This window comes from Romboutsia sp. MSSM.1001216sp_RTP31141st1_G3_RTP31141_220114 (assembly GCF_039031195.1).
GTDB classification, from domain to species: Bacteria; Bacillota; Clostridia; order Peptostreptococcales; family Peptostreptococcaceae; genus Romboutsia_C; species Romboutsia_C hominis.
Window position 1 is genome coordinate 1 of sequence record NZ_JBCIUO010000012.1, and the last position, 14783, is coordinate 14783.

A 14783-nucleotide genomic window follows, 5' to 3' on the forward strand; every position below is an offset into this window, starting at 1 on the left:
GTAGAATAATATATATTGTCAGGCAAAACTTTTACAATAAATTTAAATTCTTACAAATCTGTTATATAAGATAAAGAAGAATGTAAGGATATATTGTGTCAAAGTATGGTAAAATAGCCTTATTATCAGAAATATAAAAGGAGGAGATTATAATTATAAATAAAGTAAAATTAAAAAATACATTAAAGTATTTAATAGCATTAGTAATATTTGTTATAGTTATGAAAGAGTTTATCAGTGTAGTTTCTTCATTTAATATGAATACATTTAAACTATATGCAGATAAGTTAACGCTTATAAACTCAATAACAATAATACTTTTAGGAATTATTTCATATCTTCCTTTAAGTCTTTACGATTTTGTACTAAAAAGAAGAGTGAATATCAACTTAGATAACAGGGAGTTATATAAATTCTCATGGATAGCTAGTTCAATTGCTAGTATAGCTGGATTTGGAGGAAGTACAGCCATAGCATTAAAGAGTAATTTTTATGGTAATTATGTGAAGGACAAAAAGTTACTTGTAAAAGAGATATCAAAAATAGTAGCTTTAAATTTAACTGGTTTTTCTATGGTGAGTTTCATATATGCCATCACTAATTTTGAGTCATTAAAGTTAAATGATTGGACAAGCATATTAACTTTAATAATAAGTATTTATTTCCCGGCAATATCAATATACTTCATATATAAGTTTATTAAGGGAAATGATGAAGATAGAAAAGATATTAAAGATGCGGTAACTATAATGGGAATATCAGCATTAGAATGGTTAACAACTATAGTTTTAATATACTCTATCATGTTAGTACTAGATGCAAATATATCATTTATGAAATTATTCCCGGTATTTGTACTAGCAATTATAGTGGCTATTGTTAGTTTATCACCAGGAGGACTTGGTTCTTTTGATTTGACAATGATACTAGGATTACAAGCTTTAAATGTTCCATCAGAGAAAGTTTTATTAGCTATATTCCTATATAGAATTTCTTATTATATAGTTCCATTAATTATAGGATTAATTTTATATGGAAATGTAATGTGGAAGACTGTAGATGATGATATAAGAGATATAGTAATGACTATACTATCAAAAATGGCTCATATAGGTATAGTACTTATTGTACTATTAACAGGAAGTATTCTGTTAATATCAGAAGCTATTCCTGAAGTTATAAATAAAATAAATATAATAAGTAGAGTCTCACATCTATCAATAATATATATACCAGATAAATTTGCCATAGTATTAGGATTTTTACTTATAGCTATGTCTAGATTATTAATTTATAAATCAAAAAATATTTATAAATTAACTTTAATAATAGTTGCCTTATGTATTGGGGTGACTTTCGCACAAGGAACGGACTATGGTAGAGCATTGTATTTAGTAATAGTAGGTCTTATAATTTGGCTTGGTAAAAAACAATTTTATAGAGAAAGTTTTGTAATGCGTTGGGGAATATTTATACAAGATGTAATAATATTGCTATCTTTCTTAATACTATATCTATATACTTTCTACGCAAGCGTTCATGGAAAAGTAGGAAAGATACCTTTTACTCAATATCAAATACAATTTTCAAATGCATCATCAAATGTAATGTTTTTAAGTATAGCTGGATTTATAATAGCCATATTATTCTTATGTATTATATATTATAAGAATGGTAAAAATGAATTCCCTAAGATGAAATTAGAAGAATGTAAAGATGATGTAGAAAATATACTAAATAAATTTGGCGGGACATCTATAATACACTTTATATATTTAAATGATAAGTATGTTTATATAAATAAAGATAAGGATGTTTTAATACAATATCAAACTTATGCTAATAAGATATTTATATTAGGAAATCCAGTAGGGAATGATGAAAATATATTTAATACTATTCAGGAATTCTATGAGTTAGCTGATAAATATGGATATATACCAACATTCTGTGCTATAGATGATAAATTAATTCCATACCTTCATGAAACAGGATATGAGTTCTTTAAATTAGGAGAAGAGGCAGCTGTAGATTTAAATAAATTTACATTAGAAGGAAGAAAAATGAAGAGTGTAAGAAATGCTATATCAAGAGTTAGCAAAGAAGAATATACATTTGAAGTTGTAAAGCCTCCTTTCAGTGATGAATTTATGGATAGTATAAAAGCTGTATCTGATGAATGGCTATGTGGAAGACAAGAAAAAGGATTCTCAATAGGATTTTTCGATGTAGAGTATTTAAGTAGAAATCCAATATCTATAGTTAAAAATAAAGATGGTGAAATAAAGGGATTTGCTAACTTTATGCCGATGTATGATGGTCATAAAACTTTATCGATAGACTTAATGCGTTTTTCACATGAAACTTGTAATGGAATAATGGACTTCATGTTCGTTAATCTATTTGAGTGGGGAAAAGAAAATGGATACTCAAGATTTAATATGGGTATGGCTCCATTATCAAATGTAGGTATATCAAAGTATGCATTTCTAGGTGAGAAGATAGCTGCCAAGGTATATTCACATGGACATAAATTCTATTCATTCCAAGGTCTAAAGAAGTTCAAAGAAAAATACTGTGATTCTTGGGATGGAAGATATATGGCTTATAAAAGAAAAACATCATTAATAACTACAATGATTCAAGTTATTTTGTTAGTTTCGAAACCTATAGAGAAGGTAGATTAAACTTATAAAGATATAAAGTAAATATAATAATAAAATGATAGTCTATGAGATTAAATCAATCATCAATAGACTATCATTTTTTGTTTATGAGATATAATAATAAAAAACACTAATTATTTAAATAGTTAATTTAAAATAATAGAATTTATATAAATTCATTTTGGATATAAATATAAGTAAAAGTGCATTAAAAAAGGTGGTGAAGTTATGCAAGTATTTGCGATAGGTCACTCTAATTATCCAATTGAAAAGCTTATAGATATGTTAAATCAATACAATATAAATTGTGTTGTAGATATTAGAGAAACTCCATATTCTAGGTATAATATTCAATACAATAGAGAAGATTTTTGTAAAACTTTAAGAAAAGAAGGATTTATATATATATACATGGGAAAAGAATTTGGAGCTAGGAGAGGATCAAAAGAATCTTATAATAGAGAAGGATTTGCTGATTTTGAGAAAGTAAGCAAAGAAGATATATTTAAAAAGGGGATAGAGAGAATAAAAGATGGGTGTAAAAAAGGATATAAAATTGCTCTTTTAGGGGCAATGCAAGATCCAATCAGATGTCATAGGAGTATATTAGTTGGAAGAAGATTAAATGAAAATGGAATAAATGTGAAGTATATACTACACGAAGGAGATGTGGCCGAACAAGAGGATATAGAAAATCAACTTTTAGATAAATATTTTAGTGAAAGAAATCAAATAACCATAGATAGTTTAATTGGTAATAGCATGTCTAAAGAGGACATGATAAATGAAGCATATAGGCTAGCAAATAAAGAAATTGGATATAGAACGGAATGTATATCTAAATAAACAATAAAACCATAATAATGTATATAGAATTGTTTTTTTAAAAAAGTAAAAAAATAGATTTTATCAATAGGAATAATCTTTAAACACCTTAAATTCCTATTGATAGAATCTATGGAATGTAAATAATTACATATATTTTATATAAACGTATTATATATTATTTTGATGATAATTTACTAAGCATATCTGATGTCATCTTACTTAAATTATGTTCGAACTTAAATCCCCATTCTGCTACTGCACAAGATGAATCTATAGAATTAGGCCAAGATTCTGCAATAGATTGACGTATAGGGTCTACATTATAGCTAAGCTCAAATTCTGGTATATGTTTCTGAATTTCAGATCCGACTTCTTAAGGAGCAAAGTTCATAGCGGTTATATTAAATGCATTTCTATGAACTTATTCATTATAAGAATTTTTAAAATATAAATTTATAAAATATTTATAGAAAAACTAAATTTGTTATAAAAGGTAAATTTTTTATAAAAAATATTTTGTATTATGGACAGCTATACAAAAATATAGTACATTGTATACATAGGCAACAAGAAATGACATAAGATGATATATGCATTAGGAACGGACATAAAAAATTGACATTTAAGAATTTGACATAAAAGGAGGAGCTATACTTAATGCTCCTTCTAAATATAGAATTATAACTATAAAAATACTAACCCCCCTTAAATAGTATTTGATAAAAATTTTAATAGCCCTTTAAAAAGACTGTAACGGAAACAGTCTTTTTTTGTTATAAAAATTATATTTTCTTAAGATATAAGTTTAATTGATAAAGAGATTTTTATATCCTAAATTGTTAATTTACATAAGGAAAATTACCTATGGTTCACTAAGTAACTGGAAGTAAGCCTCTATCTTTTACACCTAAGTAATAACTTGCCTCTAGATTTGCTAGCTAGTTTATGTTAGTATGGTTAAAATGCATTTTTGATATTCCTTTTGTTGATTTTAATTGATTAACTAAGCTTATCATAAGCGTCTTTTTTGATTATTAATATGTTATAGAATTGTATTAAGGTATTATATTAACATATAATTTCGTTAATGGATATATCAAAAATGATGGTGTTGTAACTTTGAATAATAAACTACTTTATAAGCATTGTGGAATATGATAATGCAGATAATTACTTAATAAAATTTTTATAAAATATAGATTATAATATATATTGTAATTTAGTTATATAGAATAAGAGATGAACCTTAAGCTAAAGGATATTAGTTTATATAATCTACTGTAAACTTAATATCTAAGATTACTACAGAATTAATTGATAAAGCTCAATTAAAGAACATGGACAAGTTAGTTAATATGTTAGAAGGTGATTATGCTCAAAGTTGTTTGATACAACTAGAAAATAGCTGAATGACTTAAGATTATAGTAAAAATAAAACACCTGGAAGCTATGAAGTATAGAATAAACCTATATAGGGTAGCTTTTAGATGTTTTTTATATGCATCAAAAGGAGAATGACATAATGGTCTATAAAAAGAAGAAAAAAAGAGTGATGAAGAAGAATGTTAAATATTCTATTATAGGCGTAGCGGCTATATTAGGTATAGGTTTAGTAGCCATATTGGGGAAGCATACAATGTCTGGAAATAAAGGTGATGAATTAATATCTAAAGAAATTTTAAACTCAAATGATCCAACTATAATTACTTTAGAAGAAGAATCAAATGAATACCCAAAAGTAAAAAAGATATTAAATAATATAGATTTGTATCCTAAAGATTTATTAGATTTAGCAGCTAAAAAGCCTGAAACGATAGATTTTGTTTCAGATTATATCTACAATGATTCAAAAATAAATAAAAAAATATCTGTAAAAGATGATTACAAAAAAGGTGAAATACCACTTTTCCTTCAATGGGACGAAAGATGGGGATACGATAAATATGGTTCTAACTTTATTGCAATTGATGGATGTGGACCAACTTCTTTAGCGATGGTTGCGGTAGGTCTTACAGGAAATACAAACATAAATCCAAAGGTAGTTTCAGATTTTGCTTATGATAGAGGGTACTATGTAGAGGGTATAGGCTCTAAGTGGAGTTTAATGACTGATGGAGTAAGCAACTTTGGACTAAAGGGCAAAGAAATACCTTTAAGCAAAGAAGTAATTATATCTACTCTTAAAAAAGGAGAGCCAATAATAGCAACTATGGGTCCAGGAACATTTACAACTCAAGGACATTATATAGTCTTAACTGGCGTAGATAAAGATGGAAATATAATAGTGAATGATCCTGATAGTAAAGAAAAAAGCAATAAAACTTGGGATATAGATATTTTCATGAAGGAAACTAAGGATTTATGGAAGTTTAGTGTAGCTTAAAACTAATAAAAATTTATAAAATATAAATGAATTGTTTTGGATGATGAGTTAATTATTTTCAAAACAGTTCATTTTTTCATAACTTCATTGGGTGTTTTTCTACTAGAGTTACTATAGCTAATTTATGTTAATATAATTAAAATACATTTTTGACCATCCTTTTGTTGATCTTAGTCGGTTACCTAAGCGTATCATAAGTGTCTTTTTTATTTATATATTTATCTGATTTAATTATACGATTCAGGTACTATAAAAAACTTCAATGAGATAATATTACAATTATTATAGATAAAAAAATACGCCAAAATAAAATTTAAGTCATTTTGACGTATTATCTATGAATTGAATAATATAATATTAATTCATAGATTGATACCTAAGATATATAATATTTTTAAGATTTTATATTTATTTTATTTTTTCTTTATCCCATATAAATAATTTATCAGGATTATTTAAAGCTCCAAATATGTTCTTTTTTGAACCTGGCATTTCTTTATTTAATCTTTGGACAAGTTCTTTTATATTTTGTCTATTAGTATGACCATCGGCAGGGCAAGGATTCTCTATAACTGGATAGTTATATTCTCTTGTGGCCTTTTTTGTCATATATTCTTCTATATAAATCATAGGTCTTATTATTGTTAAATCTTGTTTATCCATAACCGTCTTTGGAGAAAAACAGTTAACTCTTCCTTCATATAGCATAGACATTAAAAATGTCTCTATTGCATCATCTTTATGGTGCCCAAGCGCAACCTTAGTACATCCTAGTTCTTTAGCAGTACCATTTAGCGCACCACGTCTTAAGTTGGCACATAATGAACATGGATTTTTCTCTTTTCTTATATCAAATACAATTTCTTTTATATTAGTTTGAACTTCATGAAATTCTACATCTAAATCTTCACAAAGTTTGTATAATGGTGAATTGTCTACACCACCAGGGTTTAGCGTTATTGCAATCAATTCAAACTTTTGAGGTGAGAATCTTTGATAGTTTTTCAGTATGTGAAGTAATGTTAAACTATCTTTTCCTCCAGAAAGTCCTACTGCTATTTTATCGTTATCTTGTATCATATCAAAATCTTGTATAGCCTGACGAGCTTTACTAAGAAGTTTTTGCATAGTCATATTTGTGTCCTCCATCAAAATTTAATAAATTTAAGATTTCTTAAGAATTACTTATAAGTTACTTAAAATCTATCTTTTAAAATAAACCTATGAAAATTCACTACAATTTCATTGAAAATGTAGTAGTTAAGGTTAAAAGGAGAAGATAGATTATGAAACAATTTAGGGTTATAGTACCCATTATAATAATAGTAGCAGTTACAATTATTTTAGTAAAAATATTAATGCCAGGAAAAACATCAACACAAGAAAAAATATTAAATAAAAGTAACTCAAATATTATAACAAACACGCTATTAGTAAACAATGATAATAAGTTAGATGAAAACTATAAACCATATAAAAGTGATGTGCCAAACATTCCTTTTATCGATAATGCAACTAATGAAGAAAAACAAATGGAAGAGGTTGCGTCAAAAGCAGTAGAGGAGTTATTTAAGCAAGCAAAAGAAGAAGGAATTAATTTTTTAGGTACATCAGCGTATAGATCTTATGCAACTCAAAAAGATATATATACTAAAAAGGTTATTTCGGATGGATTAACAAAGGCTAATGAATATGTGGCTAAGCCAGGTAGTAGTGAACATCAAACTGGATTATGTATAGACGTGACTAATGAAGATAGATGGTTTGTAGGTAGTACGAAAGAAGCTATATGGTTAGCAGAGAATGCTCATAAATTCGGGTTTATATTAAGATACCCATTAGGAAAAGAAGATATAACAGGTAAGTCATATGAACCATGGCATATAAGATATGTAGGGAAAGAAGTAGCTAAAGAAATATATGAAAATAATTCTACATTAGAAGAGTACACAGCTAGCAAAATTAATTAAATTAAATCGATAAAAGTATATTATAATTGTTTTATGTGAAACATTAACGAATAACGTAGAAGTATTATATAAAAACAAATTATACAGATGGGAATGATGAAATTTGAAAAATAAAGTACTTGTAGTAGATGATGAAAAAGAAATTAGAAATCTTATTGAAATATATTTATTAAATGAAGGATATGATGTAATAAAAGCTGAAAATGGAATAGAAGCTTTAAATATAGTAGAAAAAGAAGATATACAATTGATGATACTAGATATAATGATGCCTGGTATAGACGGAATAGAAGTTTGTAGAAGGATAAGAGAAAAACTAGATATTCCTATATTAATGCTAAGTGCTAAATCTGAAGATATGGATAAAATTCAAGGTATAATGACGGGGGCAGATGATTATATGACAAAGCCATTTAATCCATTAGAGCTTGCAGTTAGAGTGAAATCATTACTTAGAAGGGCGTATTATTTTAATAATAAATCAAAATATAGTAAGGATATAATAACAATAGAAAATTTAAATATAGATAAAAGTAAGCATAAGGTTACTGTTGGAGAAAGTGAAATATCTTTAACATATAGAGAATTTGATATCTTATATCTATTAGCTAGTAATAAAGGGCGTGTATTTAGCACAGAAGAAATCTTTGAAAAAGTATGGAAAGAACAATACTACCAATCTAATAATACTGTGATGGTTCATATAAGTAGAATAAGGGAAAAAATAGAAAAGTATGTAGATAATAAAATAATACACACTGTATGGGGAGTAGGTTACAAAATTGAAAAATAAAAAAATTTTATTTGAATACGCATTTAAGCCTGTAATATATTTTATAATCAGCATAGTAATAGGTGGCAGTATAATAGGTGTTACTTATTTTATATTAGTAGATATGTATATAAATAGTTATGCAAAGATTCCCCAAGTAATTATAAATGTAGTAAACGAATTTTTATATGCAAAGAATAATTATATAGGAGATTTAATTTATATAATACTAATTCTCCTAATATCCATACCTATATATATTATATTTATGAAGAAAAAAATTGATAGTATAAGTGAAATTATAAATACAACTAATATCATGGCTAATGGTGACTTAAATCAAACTATACAAGTTGTATCAAAAGATGAAGTTGGGCAATTAGGTAATAATATTAACAGTATAGTTTCACAGTTGAGAAATATAACAATAGAAGAGAGAAGAGCACAACAAACTAAGACAGATTTAATAACAAATGTCTCGCATGACTTAAGGACGCCTTTAACATCTATAATAGGATATTTAGGTTTAATAGAAGATGATAGATATAAAGATGAAGTTGAGCTTAGATACTATACGACGATTGCATACGAAAAATCTAAAAGCTTGAGCATTCTTATAAATGATTTATTTGAACTTACAAAGATGCAAAATAATACTATAAGTTTAGATAAAATCAATATAAATTTGGTAGAATTATTAGGACAAATAGCAGAACAATTTAAGTATGAATTTAAGCAAAATAATATAAAAGGAAGAACTGATTTTTCTGAAGATAAATTAATAATAAATGCAGATGCTAATAAGTTAGTAAGGGTATTTGAAAATTTAATAAGCAATGGGATAAAATATGGTAAAGATGGGGGATATATAGATATAGTAACAAGAAAACAAGATAATATGGCTATAGTCCAAATTATAAATTATGGAGAACAAATACCTTCTTTAGACTTACCTCATATATTCGAACAATTTTATAGAGTAGAAAAATCTAGAAATAGAAATGATGGTGGATCAGGACTAGGACTAGCTATAGCTAAAAATATAGTAGAGTTACATGGGGGAAACATCAAAGTTGAAAGTAATAGTAGCAGAACTATTTTTGAAGTAAAGCTTAAATTAATATAAAATATTTAGAAATTTAATAAAAAATTAATTTAATAAATAAAAATATCATGTAAAACTTGATAATATATCCTTATTATGAAGTATAATATTATCATATAAAAAATTTAAGTATCGGAGGGAATTAAAATGCAAAAAGTAGAAAGTTTTAAACTAGATCATACAAAAGTAAAAGCACCTTATGTTAGAAAGTGTTGTTTATTAAATGGAGAAAAAGGAGATATGGTAAGTAAGTTTGATATAAGATTCTTACAACCAAATGCAGAAACATTTGGAACAGCTGCTATGCATGGTTTAGAGCATTTATTAGCTACTTATTTAAGAGAAACAATAGATAACATAATAGACTTATCTCCAATGGGATGTAGAACAGGATTCTACTTAATAGTATGGGGAGATGTAGAACCAGCAGTTATAAAAGAAGGGTTAGAAAAAGCATTAAAAATGGTTTTAGATGCTAAAGAAATACCAGCAGCTACTGCTGTAGAGTGTGGAAATTACAAAGATTTATCTCTATTTGGAGCACAAGAATATGCTAGAGAAGCTTTAGAAAAAGGATTCTCACTAAATATATACGGAGAATAATAAATGAGAATTGACTTTTCACAATCTATAGATATAGATAAAAACGAAGTATTAAGATATCTAGAGTATAAAGGTCAAGAAATAAATGAAAATCTTCATAATATAATTGATGAATGCATAAAAATAACTAAATCAACAATAAACCCTCGATATATTTTGAGGGTTTATCCTATATTAAGAGAAGATAACAGACCATATGGAGATAAGGTATATATAAAGGGAAGTAATTTAACATTAAAAAGTAGAGATTTGTATAATTTATTAGATAGTTGCAGTGAATGCATAATCATGGCTACAACACTAGGGATAGAAATAGAAAAAGAAATAAAAAAGCGCTCTTATAATGAGTTAAGCAAAAGTATAATATTAGATGCTTGTGCTACTACAGCTATAGAAGAACTGTGCGATAGACTACAATTGGAAATACAAGAAAAATTAATTAATACTAATAAATTCATAACATCAAGATATAGCCCAGGATATGGGGACTTACCAATAGAAAAAAATAGAGAAATAATAAATCTATTAAATTGTCAAAAAGAAATCGGTTTGACTATAACTGAAAGTGGAATAATGATTCCAAGGAAGTCTGTTATAGCAATAATAGGAATATCAGAAGATAAAACAATTCAAAGCTTTAAATCATGTTCAAAATGCCAAAATAACAAAAATTGTAAATATAAAAAAGGGGATGACAGAGATGAATGTAAGAGATTTTATAAAAGATAATATATTAATATTTGATGGAGCTATGGGAACAATGCTTCAACAAAAAGGTTTAAAAATAGGGGAAAATCCAGAAATATTTGGATTTGAAAATCCAGATAAACTTTTAGAAATACATAAATCATACCTAGATGCAGGGTCAAATGTAATAACTACAAATACTTTTGGTGCTAACGAGCTAAAATTAGAAAAACTAGGGTATACTGTAGAAAAAATAGTAGATAATGCAGTAAAAGTTGCTAAAAAAGCTATTAATGAATCACAAAATATTAATAATAAATTTGTAGCACTAGATATGGGACCGATAGGAGAAATGTTAGAACCTATGGGAACACTAAGTTTTGATAGGGCATATGAAATATTTAAAAGACAAGCAATACAAGGTAAAAAGTCTGGTGCAGATTTAATAATAATAGAAACTATGATGGATTTATATGAGGCTAAGGCAGCAGTATTAGCAGCTAAGGAAAATACTAACTTACCTGTATTTTGTACTATGACCTTTGATGAAAATGGGAGAAGTTTTACTGGGTGCCTTCCAGAAAGTATGGTTTTAACTATAGAAGGATTAGGAGTAGATGCTGTAGGTGTAAATTGCTCTTTAGGGCCAAAGCAGCTTTTACCAATAGTAGAGAGAATAGCTAAGATGACAAAGGTGCCGGTAGTGGTTCAAGCTAATGCAGGACTACCAAATATAGTGGATGGACAAGCTACATATGATGTAGATGCAGAGGAATTTTATAAAGGTGTTAAAAATTTTGTAAAAGTAGGTGCATCAATAATAGGAGGATGTTGTGGAACAGATCCATCTTTTATAAATAAAATATCTAATAATCTAGATGAATTAAAAAAGGTAAATGTAGAGAAAGTAAATAAATGTTTTGTATGCTCACCATCAAAGGCTGTAGAAATAAAAGCTCCGACTGTTATGGGAGAAAGATTAAATCCAACAGGGAGAAAAAGTCTTCAAGATGCAATAAAAAATAGAAACTTTGATTACATTATAAACTTAGGTTTAGAACAAATAAATGGTGGAGCTGAAATATTAAATGTAAATGTAGGAATACCTAATATAGAAGAAGAAAATTTTATGCCTATGGTTATAAAAGAAATTCAATCTGTTATAGATACTCCTCTTCAAGTGGATTCATCAAATATAGATGCCTTAGAACAAGGTCTTAGATATTATAACGGTAAAACTATAGTAAATTCTGTGAATGGAAAAGAAGAATCATTAAGTAAAATACTTCCGATAGTAAAAAAATACGGAGCATGTGTGGTTGGACTTACTTTAGACGAAAATGGAATACCAAAAACGGCAAGAGGAAGATTTAATATTGCTAAAAAAATAGTAGATAAAGCAATATCTTATGGAATAAATAAAGAAGATATATTTATAGATTGCTTATCACTTACAGTTTCAGCGCAGCAATCAGAGGCCATGGCAACTATAGAATGTATAAAAATGATAAAAGAGGAATTGGGAGTTAAAACTATATTAGGGGTATCAAATGTATCTTTTGGTGTACCAAATAGAAAAGCTTTAAATAGTACTTACTTAACTATGGCATTAGCAAATGGACTAGACTTACCAATTATAAATCCAAATGAAGATAGCATGATAGAAGTTATAAACTCTTTTAAAGTAATAAAAAATATAGATAAAAATTGTATAAATTACATAAGTAAATATGCAAATGTTGTAAATAATAAAGATATCAATACAAGACAAAATAATAAAGAAAAATTATCAGTAGAACAAATAATAGAAAGAGGACTTAAAGAAGAAATAAAAGAAGTAATACCAAATATTTTAAAAAGTCAATTAGAAAATGAAGTAATAGAAGAAATACTTATACCTACACTAGATAAAATAGGTAAAAAATATGAAAATGGTGAAATATTCTTACCGCAATTAATACAATCGGCAGAGACTGTGAAAGTAGCACTGGATATTCTAAAAGTAAGTTTACAAAGTAAAAGTGAAAGTATAGAGCAAAAAGGAAAAATCATAGTAGCAACTGTTAAAGGAGATATACACGATATAGGTAAAAATATTGTAAAGATAATGCTTGAAAATTATGGGTATGATGTCCTAGATTTAGGGAAAGATGTTGATATTGATGTAATTGTTGAAGAGGCTAAAAATAGAAATATAAAACTTATAGGATTAAGTGCTTTAATGACAACTACAGTTAAAAGCATGAAAGAAACAATAGAAGCAATAAGAAAAGAAGGACTAGATGCGAAAGTATTTGTTGGTGGTGCAGTACTTACTAGTGAGTATGCAAAAGAGATTGGGGCAGACTATTATTCTAAAGATGCGAAATCATCTATAGAAATAGCAAAGACAAATTTAAGATAAAATATAGGGGGTATTTTAACCTCCTATTTTATTAAAATATGACAAAAAAAGTGTAAAAATTTGCATAATTGACATTAAAACGTAAAATCTATAGAAAAAACTCATAAGAATGTGATAAAATAGGAAGGTGATTCTTAGGGAGGTTTAAACAAAAATGATAGACAATAGGCAACCTTATGCGTTAGTTTTCGGAGTATCAGTTTTTGATATCTGCGGGTTTACAAACAATAATTATAGATGTAATGATTCTAATCCAGGTAAAGTTAAGACTTCTTTCGGAGGAGTTTGTAGAAATATAGCTGAATGTATGGCTAGAGTAGGTGTAAATACAAGATTTATCTCTATATTAGGAGATGATGAGACAGGAAAAAGAATGTTAGATCATTCTAAAAAGATGAACTATGATATGAGCGAGTCTCTAATAATAAAAGGAGGGCACACTCCTACATATATGGCTATCTTAGATGAACAAGGTGAGATGGTTTCTGCTGTAGTTGATATGAACATAATAGACATGTTTACTACAGAATTTATAGACTCAAAAGCGGAAATAATAAGAAATGCCGAGTATATGATACTAGACTCAGATAGACCTGATATAGTAGAATATATAATACAAAACTTTAGTAAAGATACTAAACTTATATTAGATCCAGTTTCAGCAGCAAAGGCCAAAACAGTTAAACACTTAATAAAAGGGTTCCATACTATAAAGCCAAATAGATATGAGGCTGAAATAATGTGTGGATTTAAAATACACAATGATGAAGATTTAAGAAAAGCTGGTAAATATTTTACAGACTTAGGTATCCAAAACGTATTTATAACATTAGATGAAGATGGTATATACTACAACAATGGGCAAGAAGAAGGTAAAATTAAGGCTAATGATGTAAAAGTAATCAACGTTACTGGTGCAGGAGATTCTTTTGTAGCAGGTATAGCTAATGGTTATATGAATAATATTAATATAGTTGATACTGTAAAATATGCAATAGCTATGTCATCTATAACTATAGCAACAGAAGAAACTATTCATCCAGATATGAGCCACGAGTTAGTTGAAAAATATATTAACAATATAGAGTGGACAGAAGTAAAATATAGTAAATAGAAATTTACTATATTAAAAAAATTATGTATAATTAAGTTATAAGTTAATCTGCAAAATGTAAGATTAATTGATATAAAATATTTATCGTCGACAACCAAAAAACATCTAGGGTTATATTTTGTAATCCTAGATGTTTTTTATTATCTATAGATAATAAATAGATAAGACAGTAAACTTATTATAATATTTACTATTATTTTTATATAACCTTAAAAAGAGATGCTAAGCCTAACTAGCATCTCTTTTATTTA

The 14783-nt window shown here is 27.1% G+C and carries 11 protein-coding genes; 10 read left to right on the forward strand and 1 reads right to left on the reverse strand.

The window, feature by feature from the left end; all coding sequences use genetic code 11:
• Positions 1-155 precede the first annotated feature (155 nt).
• From mprF to ABCP60_RS12855, 3 genes are all read left to right on the forward strand, one after another.
• A complete protein-coding gene (gene mprF, locus ABCP60_RS12845) occupies positions 156-2687 on the forward strand; it encodes a bifunctional lysylphosphatidylglycerol flippase/synthetase MprF (protein ID WP_271933275.1) in 2532 nt (843 codons plus the stop codon).
• 207 nt (positions 2688-2894) lie between these two features.
• On the forward strand, positions 2895-3512 hold the full coding sequence (locus tag ABCP60_RS12850; RefSeq protein WP_343101848.1) for a DUF488 domain-containing protein: 618 nt from the start codon (positions 2895-2897) through the stop codon (positions 3510-3512).
• Between the two features lie 1504 nt (positions 3513-5016).
• Positions 5017-5877: a C39 family peptidase gene (locus tag ABCP60_RS12855; protein ID WP_195928799.1), complete on the forward strand. Its 861-nt coding sequence runs from the start codon at positions 5017-5019 to the stop codon at positions 5875-5877.
• Positions 5878-6285: 408 nt separating this feature from the next.
• Here ABCP60_RS12855 and ABCP60_RS12860 read toward each other — a convergent pair whose 3' ends face one another.
• Positions 6286-7011, reverse strand: coding sequence for an ATP-binding protein (locus ABCP60_RS12860; RefSeq protein ID WP_330405538.1), 726 nt, complete (start codon positions 7009-7011; stop codon positions 6286-6288).
• Positions 7012-7163: 152 nt separating this feature from the next.
• On the opposite strand from ABCP60_RS12860, the gene ABCP60_RS12865 reads away from it, so the two are divergent.
• The 7 genes from ABCP60_RS12865 to ABCP60_RS12895 all read left to right on the forward strand — a co-directional run bounded on the left by ABCP60_RS12865 (position 7164) and on the right by ABCP60_RS12895 (position 14532).
• The gene (locus tag ABCP60_RS12865; RefSeq protein WP_092921593.1) at positions 7164-7847 is read left to right on the forward strand and encodes a M15 family metallopeptidase; all 684 of its coding nucleotides are present in this window, start codon (positions 7164-7166) and stop codon (positions 7845-7847) included.
• 103 nt (positions 7848-7950) lie between these two features.
• Complete coding sequence (locus ABCP60_RS12870) at positions 7951-8640, forward strand: response regulator transcription factor (RefSeq protein ID WP_343101849.1); 690 nt, start codon at positions 7951-7953, stop codon at positions 8638-8640.
• On the forward strand, positions 8630-9745 hold the full coding sequence (locus ABCP60_RS12875; protein WP_343101850.1) for an ATP-binding protein: 1116 nt from the start codon (positions 8630-8632) through the stop codon (positions 9743-9745). The genes ABCP60_RS12870 and ABCP60_RS12875 overlap by 11 nt, the downstream gene beginning before the upstream one ends.
• Before the next feature lie 126 nt (positions 9746-9871).
• Complete coding sequence (locus tag ABCP60_RS12880) at positions 9872-10327, forward strand: S-ribosylhomocysteine lyase (protein WP_092921587.1); 456 nt, start codon at positions 9872-9874, stop codon at positions 10325-10327.
• Between the two features lie 3 nt (positions 10328-10330).
• A complete protein-coding gene (locus ABCP60_RS12885) occupies positions 10331-11056 on the forward strand; it encodes a vitamin B12 dependent-methionine synthase activation domain-containing protein (RefSeq protein ID WP_166506136.1) in 726 nt (241 codons plus the stop codon).
• On the forward strand, positions 11028-13418 hold the full coding sequence (locus ABCP60_RS12890; RefSeq protein ID WP_343101851.1) for a homocysteine S-methyltransferase family protein: 2391 nt from the start codon (positions 11028-11030) through the stop codon (positions 13416-13418). The genes ABCP60_RS12885 and ABCP60_RS12890 overlap by 29 nt, the downstream gene beginning before the upstream one ends.
• Before the next feature lie 154 nt (positions 13419-13572).
• Positions 13573-14532, forward strand: coding sequence for a carbohydrate kinase family protein (locus ABCP60_RS12895; protein WP_092921581.1), 960 nt, complete (start codon positions 13573-13575; stop codon positions 14530-14532).
• Positions 14533-14783 lie beyond the last annotated feature (251 nt).

Bases quoted from the DNA above. Each gene is read 5' to 3' on its own strand.
- ABCP60_RS12860 (WP_330405538.1), bottom strand. From the start codon at position 7,011: ATGACTATGCAAAAACTTCTTAGTAAAGCTCGTCAGGCTATACAAGAT.
- ABCP60_RS12850 (WP_343101848.1), top strand. From the start codon at position 2,895: ATGCAAGTATTTGCGATAGGTCACTCTAATTATCCAATTGAAAAGCTT.
- ABCP60_RS12880 (WP_092921587.1), top strand. From the start codon at position 9,872: ATGCAAAAAGTAGAAAGTTTTAAACTAGATCATACAAAAGTAAAAGCA.
- ABCP60_RS12865 (WP_092921593.1), top strand. From the start codon at position 7,164: ATGAAACAATTTAGGGTTATAGTACCCATTATAATAATAGTAGCAGTT.
- ABCP60_RS12855 (WP_195928799.1), top strand. From the start codon at position 5,017: ATGGTCTATAAAAAGAAGAAAAAAAGAGTGATGAAGAAGAATGTTAAA.
- ABCP60_RS12895 (WP_092921581.1), top strand. From the start codon at position 13,573: ATGATAGACAATAGGCAACCTTATGCGTTAGTTTTCGGAGTATCAGTT.
- ABCP60_RS12885 (WP_166506136.1), top strand. From the start codon at position 10,331: ATGAGAATTGACTTTTCACAATCTATAGATATAGATAAAAACGAAGTA.
- ABCP60_RS12890 (WP_343101851.1), top strand. From the start codon at position 11,028: ATGAATGTAAGAGATTTTATAAAAGATAATATATTAATATTTGATGGA.